We start from the raw sequence: 17,115 nt of genomic DNA on the forward strand, positions 1-17,115 counted from the left end.
ATCACTTCCCTTATATGTTAGCCTACTTTTGTTTCTTCATAGTCATGATATAACAAAAATTATAATATTATCAAGGAATATAGTTTTTGGCATTTCGTGTTACAATTGCATGATAAGGAGGCGTTCAATATGTCTGAACAAGAAAAAAGTGCTGCTCAACAGCGAATTGACAATGCTGTTTACGGTACACCAAAAATCAAGCCCGATGAACAGCGAAAATACCTCGGAACATTCCGTGAACGCGTCTGTCTAACAATTAGTGTTCAAGAACTACAGGAACAAGATTGGACAAAGGCATTAACTGCCGAGTTAGATCGTGGAATTGGCAACCTAGTTTTTATCAACGGTAATCTCCCTCACGACAAAATTCATCCATACATTCAAACTGCTGCTAAAGATAATGCTCAGTTTACGTTAAAAACCGATCCCGAATATAAAACTGATCCAGATTCATTAGCAGTTGTCGTAGCAGCAAAAACAGCTGTTTACCAATCACCAGTCGACGTCAAAAAACGATATCCTAATCTGGTAAATTCAAATAATCATACGGCTGAAAAAACAAATGCTCAACATCAAAGCTTTTTCCACCACCTCTTCCATAGAAAGGACCGTGGCTAATATATGCAACAACCACTTGCTTATCGAATGCGACCACGAACGTTAGATGAAGTGGTCGGTCAACAGCACCTTGTGGGACCAGGTAAAATCATCTCACGCATGGTTAAAGCAAAAATGCTTTCTTCAATGATTCTGTACGGTCCTCCTGGCACTGGTAAGACTAGTATTGCCAGTGCGATTGCCGGTTCAACTAAATATGCTTTTCGAAAACTAAATGCGGCAACTGATACAAAAAAGGATTTACAAATTGTCGCAGAAGAAGCTAAGATGAGCGGGACGGTAATCTTACTACTCGACGAAATTCATCGGTTAGATAAAGGAAAACAAGATTTTCTTCTTCCGCACCTCGAAAATGGACGAATCATCCTCATCGGAGCGACAACAGAAAATCCATATATCAGCATTAATCCCGCAATCCGTAGCCGAACCCAAATTTTTCCGGTTCACCCGCTTTCGACTGATGAGATGAAGATTGCTATCCAGCATGCATTGGTTGATAAGGAACGCGGCTTAGGTAATTTACCATTAGTCCTTGAAGAAAATGCTGAGGACCAACTAGTAGCAGCGACCAATGGTGATCTTCGAAGTGCCTTAAATGGATTAGAACTTGCTGCCAAATCAACTGATCCAAGTGAAGATGGGAAAATACATCTTACGCTACCAATTATCGAAGAAAGCGTCCAAAAGAAGGCGTTATCCGCTGATAAAGATGGCGATGCTCATTATGATGTCATCTCAGCCTTTCAAAAGTCTATTCGCGGGTCAGATACTGATGCAGCCCTCCACTATCTTGCACGTTTAATTGAAGCCGGTGACCTGCCTATTATTGCACGACGTTTAATGGTCACAGCCTACGAAGATATCGGGCTCGCCAATATGCCTGCTGTACAACGAGCTGTTACGGCAGTTCAAACGGCAGAACGAGTTGGCTTTCCGGAGGCACGAATTCCCTTAGCAGATGCTGTCATCGAATTATGCCTGTCACCAAAATCCAATTCGGGAATTAATGCAATTGACGAAGCTCTTGCTCAGGTTAGCCAAGGTGGCTTTGGTGACGTTCCAGCTCACCTTAAAGATGCCCATTATAAGGGAGCTGCTAAGTTAGGTCATGGGATAGATTATGATTACCCCCATGACTATCCCCAAGATTGGGTAGCTCAACAATACTTACCTGACCGAATCAAAGATGCTCAATATTACCAGCCAAAAAATAATGGTCGTTTTGAAGCCAGTTTAGGCCGGCAATATTGGCAATTACGGAAGGCCCAGCAACATACTTTACGAGGTAAACATCACCCGAGCAAATAATTGCACCAACCACTTAAAAATGCTATTATAAAAGTGAAAATTCTGTAGTGTACGCGTTGTCTAAACGCAGGTTTGCCTTACAGTCTTATTACTTTGGGACTAGTGCATTGCTTTTTGGACAACATGCCTTTACACTTGGTAGTTGAATATTAGGCAGCCGTGTCCCACCTGTCTTAAACACAGGTCAACACTGAATGACAATTAACGGCACCAACGGAGTTTTCGTACATATTTAGTGAGGGTGAGAAAGATTTTTGCTTTTTCTCACCCTCATTTTAATTTCATTATAGATAGGATAGATTTTTATGTTGTTACCACTTCTAATGACCCTGTTTGGTTTGATTGCTCTTTTTGAAGGAATCTTTCTCTTAACTCACATCCATAAGCCATTTCTTGTTTTTGACCCTACTAAAAGCAAATATCTAGCTCCACAATTAAAAAATTGGGGAATTGTGATGACCATCGTCGGTATTCTAAGCATCATTTCTGGATGGACAAACAACACTGGATTCCTAGTTATTATGGTAATCATCGGCTGTGTCAGCGAAACATTAATGGCTTTCGCAATTACTGCTGATTTTCGCATAAATCATCGCAAGTAATGTTTCGTAGGCGCTTTACGCTCAATAGTGAAAAAGTGTATAATAAGTATATAATATAAAGATTTCAGGAGGGCACTACAATTATGGCACAAGAATACAAACACATTTTAGTTCCTGTTGACGGTTCTAAAGAAGCCGAATTAGCTTTTAAGAAAGCTGTTGCTGTAGCAAAACGTAATGGTGCAGACACTGAATTACGTTTACTTCACGTTGTTGACACACGTGCATTCCAGAACATTTCTAGTTTCGATACTTCAATGGTTGAACAAGTTACAGAAACTGCAAAGAAGACTTTAGACAAGTACATCGACTATGCTAAAGAGCACGGTGTTGAAAATGCTAGTTACTCCATTGAATATGGTGCTCCAAAGACAATTATTGCTCGGGATATGCCAAAGGAAATGGGTGCTGACCTCATCATGATTGGTGCTACTGGGCTAAACGCTGTTGAACGAATTTTGATCGGTTCCGTTACCGAATTTGTTACCCGAACAGCAATTTGCGATGTTCTAGTAGTACGGACCGATTTGGATAACAAGCCAATCGAAAATCCAAAGAAGCGTCGGTTCTAAATATCAAGATAAAATCAATCAAATGCTTCATAAGCGTTAGCAGGTTGCTAATTATATGGAGCATTTTTTATTATTCAAAACTACTTTTATTAAGATAGGAGCGCAAAGCATTGGAAGTGAAATATGAAACAGTAAAGCAAACTTTACGAAACGAAATTATTGATGGAAAATATAAAATCAATGAAAAACTGCCAACTGAAAGTGCCTTAATGAAGCGTTTTAATGTGTCACGTTATACAATTCGTCGCGCTGTTGGCGACCTTGAAAACGAGCACTATATTTACCGTATTCAAGGTGGTGGGATGTTTGTTCAAGACTGGCAACGTGATTGGACAAAAAGTGAAAAGAATAAAATCATTGGGGTAATCAGCACTCATATGGCTGACTATATCTTTCCTCCAATCATTTCCGGAATTGATAGTATAGTAACAGAACAAGGTTACTCAATGATCGTTGGGAATACGCTTAATGACCATAAACGCGAACGCCAAACAATCTTAAATATGTTGGATCTTCAAATTGCTGGATTAATTATTGAGCCGACGGAAAGCGCCATGCCTAATCCTAACTTAGACCTTTATCGTCAAGTCCAGAAATATAAAATTCCAACAATCCTATTTCACTCCACTTATCCTGGCTTTGATTTTCCTTCTTTACTGACAAAAGATCGGGAAGCAGAGGAGGGTTTAGTGAAATACCTCTTCAGTCTTGGACACACTAATATTTTAGGAGTATTCCAAATAGATGATCAACAAGGGGTTGACCGCATGGCTGGAATGATCAAAACATATCAAGATAATAATATCCCCACCACTAAATCAAATGTTATTATGTACCAATCGAGCGAAAATTACGAAGATATTATTAAAAAAATCGATATGATGCTTAATAGTAATAATGATATTACTGCTATTGCCTGCTATAATGACCGCCTTGCAACAAGAGTTATTAGTCATCTTCAGAAACAGGGAAAACAAGTGCCGACTGATATTTCAGTAATAGGTTTTGATAACTATGAAATGGCACAAATTATCTCCCCTAGCCTCACTACAGCTAATCACCCCAAACGTCAACTAGGTGAAGATGCTGGGAAAATGATCTTAAAAATGATTGCAGGCGAAGAAGTCACTTCAAAAGTTTATACCCCAACAATAATTAAGGGACAATCGACTGCTCCGCTTATTACAAAGGAGAATACCAATGAATAATGAAGTAAAACAATTATTACTTGCTGATGGTCAATCAATGCCTCAAGAAGGATTTGGCTTATATAAAATCACTGATCAAAGTACGATTACCTCCGCGATAAAGTATGCCTATGATGCTGGCTATCGTCTTTTTGATACCGCGCAATTATATAAAAACGAAGCAGAGGTCGGGAACGCTTTACAGGAGCTTGGCTTATCCCGTGAGGAACTTTTCATTACCACAAAAGTATCGGAACCTAATCAAGGGTTTAAGCAAACAATCACCTCTGTTAAAGACTCCCTTCAAAAGTTGAAACTCGATTATGTTAACCTTCTGCTTATTCATTGGCCAATTGAACGAGCTTTCTTTGACACCTGGGCAGCCCTTGAAGAATTAAAGAAAGAAGGTCTGACTCGTTCAATTGGTGTTAGTAACTACCAAATGATCCACCTCCAATATCTTGCTACCCAAGCACATGAGATGCCCGTCATCAATCAAATTGAACGTCACCCACGCCTCAACCAACAACCCTTGCTCCAATACGATAAGGAACATGATATTGTTACACAGGCGTGGAGTCCGCTTGGGCGTGGAACCATCCTCGATAATCCAACCCTCAATAAGATCGCTGCTAACCATCATAAGTCTGTCGCCCAGGTCGTCCTCCGCTGGCATTTGCAAAGCGGGGTCGCCTTCATTCCGAAGTCAGTTCATGAAGCGCGAATCAAGCAAAATATTAACATCTATGACTTCATATTAAGCGACGAGGAAATGACTGCTATCAATAACTTAAATAACTTTACACGCGTAGGTAAAGAACCAGCGCTAGTTTACGAATATAACCTTAAATATTAAGAATGATAAAGGGAACTAAGATAACGGCCGTCACATGACCATATCTTAGTTCCCTTTTTGCGTTAAAAATAACCCGGGAAATAATCAATTATTCTACATATGGATTCTCTTTAATGATCCGTGCTGGATTACCGGCAATAACAACATTATCACCAAACGACTTTGTCACTACACTTCCAGCACCAACAATTACATTATTACCCAAAGTTACACCTGGACAAATAATGGATCCCCCACCAATCCATACGTCATCCCCAATAGTGACATCCTTACTTTGGCCGTAAGCTCCATTGCATCGTAATCGTGGGTCAAGGGGATGATTGACAGTATAAATCTGTATGCGCAGTCCCAATAAACAATGCTTCCCAATCCGAATTGGGCTTACATCAAGCATGACACAATCATAGTTAGCGAAGAAATCATCATCTACATAAATGTTATAACCATAATCGCACTTGAATTGCGGATGAACTTCACACTTTGCGCCAACGTGTCCAAATAGTCGACGAATCACTGTATTGCTTGCAGTCGGGTTCATTTCACCAAGAGCATTAAATCGTTCAACTAATTGGCGGGCATATTGACGCTCTTTAACTAATTCAGGATCATAAACATTAAAAACTTCCCCTGCTAGCATTTTCTCTTTTTCAGTTTTCATTATTTCCATCTCCTGATAAAAAATGATTCTACTCGTCTCGAGGTTTGCCGAGTAGAACCATTTTGAGGATTTTCAATTAAAATTAACTATTCAATAAAATCAACCTTAACATCTAACATTCCGAAAAGATCTTTAATTTGTTGTGGCTTCAAACTGAAACTCAAGATTGTGTGGTGACCGCCACCAGCGTGCATCCAGCGTTCAGCACCTTCCTTTAAGCCAACAGTTGGCGTCCATAACTGCTTAGCAACTGGAAGATGAGGCGTTTCAGCTTCTGGCTTGTGACAATCAACTGAGTAACCAATAACCTTGTAACCATCGTTGAAGTATGAAAGGGTAACATCGACAGCCTTACCTTCCCGACCAGTAAATACTAACCGTGCTGGGTCATCTTTACCACCAATGTCTAATGGGTGAACTTCAACCCGTGGCTTATCTGAAGCAATTGTTGGGTCAACTTCAAGCATATGTGAACCAAGAATTGCTTGGTGACCTGGACGAAGATCTAATGTGTAGTCTTCCATAAAGGCAGTGGCAACATTATCCGCTGCAATCTTCAATAAGCGGTCCATGCCGGCAGACTTCCAATCACCTTCAGCACCAAAGCCGTAGCCATCACGCATCAATAATTGAGCAGCTAAGCCAGGCAATTCTTCAAGACCATGTAAGTCTTCAAAGTTAGTGGTAAAGCCAGTGTAGCCTTTTTCATCCATAAACTTCTTCAAACCAAGGTATTCACGAAGTTGGTAACGAACTGAGTGTTCATAGTGTTCCTTAGTATTGTCACCTTGGACCATTTCGTAACGACTTGCTAAGTCCTTGTAAGCAGCATCAATTTCATCTTCACTGATACCATTTACATATTCAACCAAGTCACTTACTGGCCAGTAGTCAACAGTCCAGCCAAGGAACATTTGGGCTTCAACCTTGTCACCTTCAGTAACGGCAACATTCCGCATTGTATCACCAAAACGAACAATCTTAATGTTAAAGCTTTCGTTGTAAGCAACCGCAACATTTTGCCAGTCAGCGATTTCTTCTTGAACTTCTTCATCACCCCAGAAGCCATAAACAATCTTGTTATGCTTTTGTAAACGAGCGTTAATGTAAGCATATTCACGGTCACCATGAGCTGATTGGTTTAAGTTCATGTAATCAAAGTCAATGGTGTCATATGGAATCTTGTTCAAGTATTGGGTTGCCAAATGAAGTAGTGGCTTTTGCAAAAGCTTAGTTCCCCGAATCCAGTTCTTTGCTGGTGAGAAGGTATGCATCCACATCATAACACCGGCAACATTGTCATTATAGTTAGCTTCCTTCATAAACTTAGTGATTCCTTCAGCAGTTGTCATAACACCCTTGAAGACAACCTTGTAAGGCAACTTACCACTTTCATTTAATTTATTAACAATATCTTCAGCATCCGCAGCAACTGATTTTAATTGTTCTTCACCGTAAAGGAATTGACTACCAGTAACAAACCAAAATTCGTAATTCTTAATATCCATGAGATTACACTCCTTTTATCCTAAAAAGTTTTTAAATGTAGCTACCAAATTAATTAAGCGTGAGCTGCATGATCTTTTGAATGCGCATTATTTTGTCCGTAATATGCATTCGCCCCATGCTTGCGGTAATAGTGTTTGTCCAATAAGTATTGTGGTAAGTGAAGATCTTGGTGCGTTAATTGCATTGCATGATAATCTTCTTCTGCCACAACTTCTAACACCTTAGCATTATAAACGGCTTTGTCAGGTGTTGGCCCCCAGGTAAATGGACCATGTTGCATTACTAATGCCGCTGGGGTTGCTTCATAGTCCAAGCCCCGTTCCTTAAATGAACGAACGATTACCTTTCCTGTATTACCTTCATAGTCTTCTTCAATTTCTTCCTTCGTCAAAGCATCAGCGGCTGGGACATCAGTATAGAAAGTATCAGCGTGCGTGGTATTCATTGCTGGAACATCCATCCGTGCAGCTGCAAATGCTACTGCCCATGGTGAATGAGTATGAACGACTCCACCAATCTTTGGGAAATGATTATAAAGGTAAGTGTGAGTAGGAGTATCACTGGATGGATTCAAGTCACCTTCGACTACCTCACCATCCAAGTTGACAACAACCATATCTTCCGGCTTCATCTCTTCATATGGAACTCCAGAAGGTTTAATAACAAACAATCCTTTTTCACGGTCAATTCCTGAAACATTGCCCCAGGTAAAGGAAACAAGGCCTAGTTTAGAAAGCCGCATATTTGCTTCATAAACTTCTTTCTTTAACTCTTCTAACATGTACTATTTACTCCCTTTCTCTTCACGTTCATTAATGTCATCACCAGCTAATGCTTCAACAGGTAAGCCTGCTTGGTAACGAGTAATAAAGCTTTCATATCCCTTTACACCAGCAGGTTCTGGTGTAAGCGTCATACTTTCTGGATTCTTAAAGACTTTTTCGTCAAGGTAATCTGCTAGGGATTCTTTTCCGTAAGTCTCAGCGTACTTAGCAAGGACTGCCATTCCCCATGGTCCACCTTCACTAGCAGTATTCATGATTGTAATTGGGATATTTAAGGCATTTGCCAAAACTTGTTGCCCAATAACTGGTGTCCCAAAGAGTCCTCCTTGCGCAACCATGACATCGGTTTGAACGTGTTCTTCATTTAGTAAGATATCCATCCCAATCTTCAATGGCGCAAATGCTGCATAGAGTTGAGTAAGGAAGAAGTTAGCGAGGTTCATCTTACTATTTGGAGTACGGACAAATAAGGGACGGCCTTCTTGAATCTTGGTAATATTTTCACCAGAAAGGTAACTATAGTTAATCAATCCACCCGCATCTGGGTCGGAATGAACCGTTGAATCAAATAGGGTCTCGTAAAGCGTATTAGTATCAATCTTGGCTCCAATTGCATTAGCAAAATCCCTAAATAATCCAACCCAAGCGTTAATATCTGAGGAACAATTATTGATATGAACCATGGCTACTGGATCACCAGTTGGCGTAGTAACAATATCAATATCACGGTGGAGTTTCTTTAATGGAGCATCCAACACATTCATTGAGAAGGCTGAAGTTCCAACTGAAATATTTCCTGTCCGTTTTCGAACACTGTTAGTTCCAACCATTCCAGTTCCTGCATCCCCTTCTGGAGGGGCCATCAAACTACCGGCTTGTAAAGTTCCACTTGGATCAAGTAATTTTGCTCCATCAGCAGTTAAGTGACCTGCATCGCGTCCAGCTACCAGGACTGCAGGCAAAATATTCTTAAGTTGCCATGGGTATTGTTCAACTTCTGGTAATGAGTTGAATTTTTCAATAAAGTCTTGACGATAAGTTAATGTTTGATCATTGATTGGAAATACTCCTGATGCATCTCCAATTCCTAAAACTTTTTCACCCGAAAGCTTCCAGTGAACATAACCAGCTAAAGTTGTAATGAAATCAATATCTTTAACATGCGGTTCCTTGTTCAAAATTGCTTGGTAGAGGTGAGCAATACTCCATCGCTGTGGAATATTAAAATCAAATAAATCAGTTAACTTATCTGCAGATTCTTCGGTAATGTTGTTCCGCCAGGTTCTAAAGGGAACAAGTAATTGGTTATTTTTATCAAACGGTAGATACCCATGCATCATAGCACTGACACCAATTGAACTAATTTCATCCAAGCTCACATGGTACTTACTTTGGACATCTGCTTTAATCTTGGCATAAGCAGTTTGAATTCCTTCCCAAACTTGATCCAGCGGGTATGTCCAGATTCCATTTTTTAATTGGTTTTCCCAGGTATAGCTTCCAGAAGAAATAGTTTCGAAATCAGGATTAACCAAAACTGCTTTAATTCGGGTAGAGCCTAATTCAATTCCAAGTGAAGTCTGACCATTTTTTAACTGTGTCGCTGTTTCACGTAAATTCATAGAGTATTCCTCCTAATTTTCAGGATTGCTGGCTTTTACTCGACCACGGTTTGTTCCTTGATCTTCAATTTCTTCAAGAGTGTGACCACGAGTTTCAGGAACACAGGTCTTAACAAAGATAACTCCTAAGATACAGATAATTCCGAAGATCGCGAAAACAGCTTCTTGTGGCATGCTTGCAGTCATAATTGGGAAGATAAGACCAACTAACCATGATCCAATCCAGTTAAATGATGAAGCTAAACCAGATGCACGACCCCGGATAGCTAGTGGGAAGATTTCACCAACAAGCACCCATGTTAACGGAGCCCATGTGAAGGAGTAAAAAGCAACATAAATACATAAGAACACAACAATTGTCATCGGATTCATATTTGGCATCACCCAATTAATAACGGCTGGAAGAATGAAAGAAAGTCCCATGACTGCACCACCAACCATTAACAATGTCCGTCGGTTAAATTTATCAGCAATCCACATGTAAACCAGGGAACCAATAACTAAGATGATCCCTTGAACAATTGGCCACATTAAGTTTGAAGAAGCAGCTTGGCCAGTTGCCTTTTGAACAATTAATGGAATATAGTAGAAGATCGCGTTTGCACCTTGGAATTGTTGGAAGGCTGCAACCCCAACCCCAGCAATAACTAAGTAACGATACTTTCCACTGAATAAGGTTGACCAACTTGTCTTTTGATTTGCTTGTCGTTCTTCTTTAGCAGTTTCTTTAATACTTGCTAATTCCTGGTCAATATCAGCTGGATTTTTACGAATGTAAGAAAGAACTTTTCGCGCTTGTGCTTCATCACCCTTGCGTAATAAGAACCGTGGAGATTCTGGTAAGCGAAGAACACCAAGGAATAAGATTAAAGCAGGAACAGCTGCCAATCCTAACATAAGACGCCATGCCCATTCACCAGGAAGGTCTTTCAATAAGAAGTCAACGACATATGACAATAACATTCCAGAAACAATCATCGTTTGGTTGAGTCCAGATAAACGTCCACGCGCTTTAGCTGGTGCCATTTCGGACATATAAGCTGGTACTAAAGCTGAGGCAGCCCCTACCGCTAAACCTAAAAGCATCCGAACGATAATTAGATAGTAGGCACTTGCTTCGCCCATGTCTGGTGAAACACCAGATAAAACTGAGAATACCATGAATACAATCGCAGACATTAAAATCATTTTCCGCCGACCAAACTTATCAGAAAGTTGTCCGGCTAATGCGCCCCCGAAGATTGCCCCAAACATAACTGCTGAAGTAATCCACCCAACGAGAGAAGCTGCATTTTCAAGGTGCCAGTCAGCTTGTAAGAAAGGTAAGGCACCAGTCATAACACCGATATCGTAACCAAATAGGATGCCCCCAAATGATCCGAAGAAGTAGATAAATGCACTTGATATTTTCTTCTCGGCTTTAGCCATTACATTCATCCTCCTTAAAAATTAAAAAGTAATAGTTTTTTATGAACATGAACGCGCTTTCATTGAACAACTATTAATATAGAATATTTATACGTATAAATCAAGTGTATATCCACAAATTAGTAATGACCAATTGTGAAAAGTCATTTTATACATTTAACAATCCTGTGTCTATCTTGTACTTAGAAGCTGTTATGCATGTGAAAAATATTTTTATTTTTTTACTACTAAAAAAGACTAATTCCCGTTTAATGCACACAAACTGGAATTAGCTTTTAAAAATCAATTAAATTTTTATTAATTATTTATACGGATAAATATTTAAGCTTATACTAAAAAACGAAGCTGAGACATATCAATCATCTCCCAGCTTCGTTTTTTAGTTACACATATTTTAATTAAATTTCTAGATTCTTTAATTCTAATAAAATTGTATCTTCCATGACTGATCCATTACGAGCGATACTAAGACTTTCAGCAATCTTTAAGGCTTTTTTAGCTTCTTCCTTATCGTTCTTCAAGATGTAGCTACGACCTATACAAAGATATAGTTCATCTAATAAGAATAATGAGTCGTGTTCTCGACAAAGTTTAATTCCCTTATTAGCAACCTCAATAGCATTATCAGGATCTTCAAGTTGAAGATATAATTCTGCAATTTGACAATCAATTGATGCCCATTGATAAAGGCTTCCAATTAACTTTTTATTATCAATCAATTTTACAGACCGGTTAGTTAAACGTGCTGCTCGTTCTTTATCACCACGTTTTAAGTAAGCAAGCGCCATTCCTACAGTTGTCATAGCCAAATAAATATTAGCACTAGTAGTAGCAAATTGAGTTAGAACAAGTTCAAAATTAAAAATAGCTTCATCAATTTGGTTATTTTCAACTTGAACCATTCCTACTAGATAGTAGTAACGTTGTTTATCAAAATCATTTTCTAGATTTTTTACATGAACCTTCTTCAAAAGCGCTGAAGCATCTTCAAAGTTGCGTGAAATCAAGTTATCAACAATTTGGTTGAATGTTTCATTAATTCCACTAACTTCATTTTCGACAATTCGATCAGAAGAAATATTTAAGCGTTCACATATTGCCGTTAAAATATCCATTTTGGGTAAGCGATTTTGTTTTTCCATTAGGCTGATTGTCGCTTGAGTACAAATCCCTTCAGCTAAAGCTGTTTGGGACAATCCACGCTTGCGACGAATTTGTTTTAATACGTCTCCTCGGAGTTTCATTATTTACCTTCCTTAATCATAATTGTTGAATATAAAATATGTACTCTATGAACTGTACCATTGCCAATCGTATTATACACCATTAGCAACAAAAATTATTTTGGTTTTCTCTAGATCTTTTATTATAGGTCAAAAATAAATGCTTATACCATCTTTACAGTCACCCCCGCGATGGTTATAAAGTACTGCAAGTAGCGTGACTGTAAGCTACTTTAGCGCTTACAAAAACTGCGTATCTTCATTATATTATAAATTTTTCTTACTGCAATACTATACCATGGATTTTATATCATTATGGTAATATTTACTTTCTGCTATAATTTTAATAATAAAAATAGTTAGCACATTGTACTCACAACATTCTAACCATTAAATAATTATTCTTTAGTCTTCGTTATATTTCTTTTGACCAACACGTTCAGTACCAAGCTTACGGAAATCGTACTTAATCTTGCTGTTTCGTTCAAATTCTTGTAATCCTAATTGAATTAATCGATCAATCAAGTCGGAATATGAAATACCAGAAACTTCCCACATTTGAGGGTACAAACTAATGTTAGTAAATCCTGGTAAAGTATTTGGTTCACCAAGATAAGGGACATTATTGCTGTCAACTAAAAAGTCAATCCGAGCCATCCCCTTCATTCCTAATGCCTTGTATGCTTTCAAAGCCATGTCTGTAATTTCATCAACTAAGTATTGTGGTAATTTAACAGGAAGTTCAAAAACAACCCCACTGGCATCCACAAATTTGTTTTCGTAATCATAGAATGGATCATCCTTAGGTACACGTACAGCTCCTAACTTAGAGGCAATTGGGTGTTCATTTCCTAAGATTGAAATCTCAATTTCTTGAGGATTAGCGATCCCTTGTTCCACTAAGATCTTGTAGTCATACTTAAAGGCATCATCTAATGCTTTTTCATATTCTTCAGCGTTAGTAACTCGATGAATACCAACAGAGGAGCCTTGCTTAGCTGGCTTTACAAAAGTAAGATTACCTAATTTTTCTTCAATCCGTCCCCATGAATAGTCAGCCCGGTTTTCTGGCGTAACTACTACATAAGGGGTGTTGCGAATACCAGCTTGACTAATAATCTTCTTAGTAAGATCCTTGTCAAAAGACATTGCACTAGCTGCAATATTTGAACCAACGTATGGCTTATTAAGGAGCTTAAAGAGACCTTGAATTGTACCATCTTCACCTAAATTACCATGGATAACAGGGAAGAAGAAATCAATTTCCTTTTGTTCGTTTAAGGCCATAATTGGTGCCAATGGACTACTCATATCCATCTTTTGATATGCTTCTGCTACCACTTTGTCTTCAGGTTCGCCATCAAAAATCTTTTGGGAATCCTCATTGCCTAATAGAATTCCATCCTTTGTAAACATAAAAAGACTTACATCATACTTTTCCTTATCAAGAGCATCATAGATATTATGTGCTGATCGCTTTGACACATCATGTTCAGAGGAGTTGCCACCAAATAATAAAGCGATGTGTAATTTTTGGGTCATAATAAATACCACCTTAAATATTTTTATCTTAGCCGTTTTCCTAGAACCTTAAGTATAACATGAACTGGAAAGATCCGCCAATACTAAAAAAATAGGAGACTAGAATCAAGTGTCCCTAACCCTAGTCTCCTAATTTTTTATTTAACTTCAACAATCCAGTTTTTTTCCATATCGCTCGAATTTAATCCAGCCGGATCATCAACAATAGCTTCATTTATTTTGGTAATCTTACCATCAATGGGGCTATCTACATCGGTAACTGCTTTTTCCGCTTCAACCGCAATAAACTTGTCAGCTTGTTTCAAGGTTGTCCCTACTGCCGGTACATCGATGAAACTTACTTCTCCTAATTCATCACGGCCTTCATCATTTAAGCCGATACGCTTAGTACCATCTGCTTGTTCTTTTACCCAAAAATAACCTTTTGCCATTTTATGACCCCACTATCTAAATTCACGATTACTGCTAAACATATACGAATGATGGTGGTAACGCATCGACATCACCATCCCAATCCCAATCAGGTTACCAATTAATGAGGATCCCCCAGCACTAATAAATGGAAGCGGAATACCTGTTAATGGTAATAGACCGATGTTCATTCCAATATTTTCAAAAACGTGGAATAAAATCATCATGATGACCCCGGTTGAGATATAAGCATAGAATTCGTTCTTGGTGTCGAATGTTACTCGAATCATTAAGTAGATCAGTAACAAATAGATAAGGATTAATAAAACCCCACCAATGAACCCAAAATTCTCACCGATAACGGAAAAAATCATATCTGATTCACGGACCGGAACATAAACCTTTGAGTTATTAAAACCAGTTCCAGTAATACCACCAGAACCAACCGCTTTAATACTCTGCCATAACTGATACCCTTGGTTAGTTGTATCCTGTTCTGGATGAAGCCAGGTATCAACCCGATCAAACTGGTATGCTTGAAACCCAACATGTTCAAGTATTTGTCGCCCAACCGAACTAGTTACCATCGCTAAGGCTGAGCCCCCAACAACAACTAATATCGTAGCTGCTGGCGCCAAAATTCGCCAAGTAACTCCAGAAACTAAGACCATTCCACAGAAAATAGCAAAGAATACTAACCCAGTCCCAAAGTCATTTTGAAACTTCAGCGAAATCAAAATTGGTAATAGCCATAAGAACATTGTCCCAATTAATCGCCAATCTGAATCAACAGTATGCACACTATATCGATTATTATGAGTCGTAATAACACGTCCCATCATTAAAATATAGGCAGGCTTCATTATTTCCGAAGGCTGAAACGTAAATGGTCCAATTGCAAACCAACTCTTAGCCCCTGTACTAGCATAATAGGCTCGACTATAAAAGACTAGGATTGCGAACATTAAAAATACACTTAGCCAGTATACAATTGGTGCTAATTTCCATAATTGTTCAGCATCAAATTGCATAATGACAATAATAAGGATTGTTCCAACCGCATACCAAACCAACTGGGTAATAACCTGTCGTGCCACACTAGTTTGCTGCCGATCATGAACTGCCGCTACATATATTGAGGCAAGACCAATCAAGGCTAGCAAAAGAACACAGAATATAATTCCCCAGTCAATCCGACTTTCTACATCATTTTGCGAACGTTGCATTACCAAACTCCTTTACAAATTATTAATCAAAGAGGATGGTTCACCAAACTAATGCTGGTGAAGATGATATTGTTGAAGGACTATTTCTAATCCCTCTTCTTGAGACCGAACATAAAATTCGCTCCGGTCACTTATCAGCATTGCTTTGAAACGTTTATTATCGGTTACAACTTCACCAATCAAACGGTCCCCAATAAAAATTTGTTGAACCGGTTGATTACGACGTTCAATATCTTTAACGCTGACTTCTACTTTTTTATCTTTCTTTGACACTTTTTCACCTTTAATAACTATTATTACCCCTGACGACGAAAAGTAAAATGATTAGGTACCGGATCATAGCCACCACGAGAAAACGGCTGACAACGAAGGAGCCGCCAACTTCCGAGCAATATCCCCTTTAAACCAAAGCGTTGTAAAGCTTCTAACATGTACTGTGAACATGAGGGGGTAAAGCGACATACGCGAAATGGTCGTTGGGCGGAAATGCCTTGTTGATACCAGCGTATAAGGTCACATAAAATCCTTACCATTTCAACTACTTCTTTCGTTCAGTCTTTTGCATCCGTTCTAACATTTCACCAGCACCCTTAGCAACATTGTCTAATGGGTCTTGTGAAACAACAACCGGTACCTTTAGACGAGCACTGAATAATTGATCGACACCCTTTAATAAAGAAGTACCACCGGTTAACATTATTCCCCGGTCAATAATATCACTAGCTAACTCTGGTGGAATTGTTTCTAATACATTTACAGCGGCTGAAACAATTTGTTCAAGCGTATCGTGCAATGCTTCTTCAATTTCATTTTCATTAACAGTAATTTGCTTTGGCATCCCAGTAGCTACATCACGACCACGAACATCCATTGTTTCAGGATCATCAGCCCGTAATGCAGTCCCGAGTTCCATTTTGATCTTTTCAGCAGTATGTTCACCAATTACTAAGCCGTGCTTGTTCTTGATATAAGACGCAATATCACTATTCATCTTGTCACCGGCCATCCGAATTGACTGGCTTGAGACAATATCGCCTAATGAAAGAATGGCGATATCACTGGTACCACCACCCATATCAATGACCATGTTTCCACGAGGTTTAAAAATATCCAATCCAGCACCAATTGCTGCTACTTTTGGCTCGTATTCAAGGTAAACTTTACCACCACCAGATTGTTCAGCGGCTTGAATAATTGCCTTCCGTTCAATCTCAGTAATATTTGTTGGTGCGCAGATCATGATGTTTGGCTTTGACATGAATCCCTTAACGCTTAGTTTACCGATAAAGTAGGAAAGCATTTCTTGAGTAACATCAAAATCAGAAATAACTCCATCCTTTAATGGACGAATGGCCCGAATGTTACTAGGAGTACGTCCAACCATTCGGTATGCTTCTGAACCAACAGCCAATACTTTATTGGTTTTTGTATCAACCGCCACAACTGACGGTTCATTTAGAACAATACCCTTGCCTTGAACATAAATCAAAACATTGGCAGTTCCCAAATCAATTCCAATATCCTTTGCCATTAATTTCTTCTCCTTTTAGCTAGTTAAGTCTTAACGC

18 protein-coding genes and 1 other RNA gene are annotated in these 17,115 nt (G+C 38.9%); 7 read left to right on the forward strand and 12 right to left on the reverse strand.

Annotation, left to right across the window (positions count from 1 at the left end):
• Positions 1 to 129 precede the first annotated feature (129 nt).
• The 7 genes from CBG10_RS02945 (at position 130) to CBG10_RS02970 (ending at position 5,143) form a co-directional block, all read left to right on the forward strand.
• Positions 130 to 618, forward strand: coding sequence for a YueI family protein (locus tag CBG10_RS02945; RefSeq protein ID WP_094501855.1), 489 nt, complete (start codon positions 130 to 132; stop codon positions 616 to 618).
• A 3-nt stretch (positions 619 to 621) separates the two neighbouring features.
• Positions 622 to 1,926: a replication-associated recombination protein A gene (locus tag CBG10_RS02950; RefSeq protein ID WP_094501853.1), complete on the forward strand. Its 1,305-nt coding sequence runs from the start codon at positions 622 to 624 to the stop codon at positions 1,924 to 1,926.
• Between the two features lie 36 nt (positions 1,927 to 1,962).
• Positions 1,963 to 2,150, forward strand: a non-coding RNA gene (gene ssrS / locus CBG10_RS11810) — 6S RNA.
• Positions 2,151 to 2,231: 81 nt separating this feature from the next.
• Positions 2,232 to 2,528: a hypothetical protein gene (locus tag CBG10_RS02955; protein WP_003666604.1), complete on the forward strand. Its 297-nt coding sequence runs from the start codon at positions 2,232 to 2,234 to the stop codon at positions 2,526 to 2,528.
• A gap of 83 nt (positions 2,529 to 2,611) precedes the next feature.
• Positions 2,612 to 3,100, forward strand: coding sequence for a universal stress protein (locus tag CBG10_RS02960; protein WP_003666602.1), 489 nt, complete (start codon positions 2,612 to 2,614; stop codon positions 3,098 to 3,100).
• Positions 3,101 to 3,210: 110 nt separating this feature from the next.
• The gene (locus tag CBG10_RS02965) at positions 3,211 to 4,308 is read left to right on the forward strand and encodes a GntR family transcriptional regulator (protein ID WP_094502386.1); all 1,098 of its coding nucleotides are present in this window, start codon (positions 3,211 to 3,213) and stop codon (positions 4,306 to 4,308) included.
• Complete coding sequence (locus CBG10_RS02970) at positions 4,301 to 5,143, forward strand: aldo/keto reductase (RefSeq protein ID WP_094511618.1); 843 nt, start codon at positions 4,301 to 4,303, stop codon at positions 5,141 to 5,143. Before CBG10_RS02965 ends, CBG10_RS02970 begins: the two co-directional genes overlap by 8 nt.
• Before the next feature lie 88 nt (positions 5,144 to 5,231).
• Here the strand turns inward: CBG10_RS02970 and CBG10_RS02975 are convergent, their stop codons facing one another.
• The 12 genes from CBG10_RS02975 to mreB form a co-directional block, all read right to left on the reverse strand.
• On the reverse strand, positions 5,232 to 5,801 hold the full coding sequence (locus CBG10_RS02975) for a sugar O-acetyltransferase (RefSeq protein ID WP_094511620.1): 570 nt from the start codon (positions 5,799 to 5,801) through the stop codon (positions 5,232 to 5,234).
• 86 nt (positions 5,802 to 5,887) lie between these two features.
• Positions 5,888 to 7,309 carry an L-arabinose isomerase gene (araA, locus tag CBG10_RS02980; protein ID WP_094511621.1) on the reverse strand — a complete coding sequence of 474 codons (1,422 nt, stop codon included), beginning with the start codon at positions 7,307 to 7,309 and terminating at the stop codon, positions 5,888 to 5,890.
• 53 nt (positions 7,310 to 7,362) lie between these two features.
• Positions 7,363 to 8,091 carry an L-ribulose-5-phosphate 4-epimerase gene (locus CBG10_RS02985; RefSeq protein ID WP_094511622.1) on the reverse strand — a complete coding sequence of 243 codons (729 nt, stop codon included), beginning with the start codon at positions 8,089 to 8,091 and terminating at the stop codon, positions 7,363 to 7,365.
• Between the two features lie 3 nt (positions 8,092 to 8,094).
• The gene (locus CBG10_RS02990; protein ID WP_094511623.1) at positions 8,095 to 9,717 is read right to left on the reverse strand and encodes a xylulokinase; all 1,623 of its coding nucleotides are present in this window, start codon (positions 9,715 to 9,717) and stop codon (positions 8,095 to 8,097) included.
• A gap of 12 nt (positions 9,718 to 9,729) precedes the next feature.
• A complete protein-coding gene (locus CBG10_RS02995; RefSeq protein WP_094511625.1) occupies positions 9,730 to 11,154 on the reverse strand; it encodes a sugar porter family MFS transporter in 1,425 nt (474 codons plus the stop codon).
• Between the two features lie 389 nt (positions 11,155 to 11,543).
• A complete protein-coding gene (locus tag CBG10_RS03000; RefSeq protein WP_094511626.1) occupies positions 11,544 to 12,389 on the reverse strand; it encodes a helix-turn-helix domain-containing protein in 846 nt (281 codons plus the stop codon).
• Positions 12,390 to 12,773: 384 nt separating this feature from the next.
• Complete coding sequence (locus CBG10_RS03005; RefSeq protein WP_094511627.1) at positions 12,774 to 13,910, reverse strand: D-alanine--D-alanine ligase family protein; 1,137 nt, start codon at positions 13,908 to 13,910, stop codon at positions 12,774 to 12,776.
• Between the two features lie 137 nt (positions 13,911 to 14,047).
• Positions 14,048 to 14,341: a glycine cleavage system protein H gene (locus tag CBG10_RS03010; protein WP_094511628.1), complete on the reverse strand. Its 294-nt coding sequence runs from the start codon at positions 14,339 to 14,341 to the stop codon at positions 14,048 to 14,050.
• A 12-nt stretch (positions 14,342 to 14,353) separates the two neighbouring features.
• Positions 14,354 to 15,547: an FtsW/RodA/SpoVE family cell cycle protein gene (locus CBG10_RS03015; RefSeq protein ID WP_003666583.1), complete on the reverse strand. Its 1,194-nt coding sequence runs from the start codon at positions 15,545 to 15,547 to the stop codon at positions 14,354 to 14,356.
• A 48-nt stretch (positions 15,548 to 15,595) separates the two neighbouring features.
• On the reverse strand, positions 15,596 to 15,820 hold the full coding sequence (locus tag CBG10_RS03020; protein WP_094511630.1) for a DUF2969 domain-containing protein: 225 nt from the start codon (positions 15,818 to 15,820) through the stop codon (positions 15,596 to 15,598).
• A gap of 23 nt (positions 15,821 to 15,843) precedes the next feature.
• On the reverse strand, positions 15,844 to 16,080 hold the full coding sequence (gene yidD / locus CBG10_RS03025) for a membrane protein insertion efficiency factor YidD (protein WP_011953410.1): 237 nt from the start codon (positions 16,078 to 16,080) through the stop codon (positions 15,844 to 15,846).
• 5 nt (positions 16,081 to 16,085) lie between these two features.
• A complete protein-coding gene (mreB, locus tag CBG10_RS03030; protein ID WP_019251359.1) occupies positions 16,086 to 17,078 on the reverse strand; it encodes a rod shape-determining protein in 993 nt (330 codons plus the stop codon).
• Between the last annotated feature and the right edge of the window lie 37 nt (positions 17,079 to 17,115).

The sequence above is a fragment of the Limosilactobacillus reuteri genome (assembly GCF_002254085.1).
GTDB classification, from domain to species: domain Bacteria; phylum Bacillota; class Bacilli; order Lactobacillales; family Lactobacillaceae; genus Limosilactobacillus; species Limosilactobacillus reuteri_K.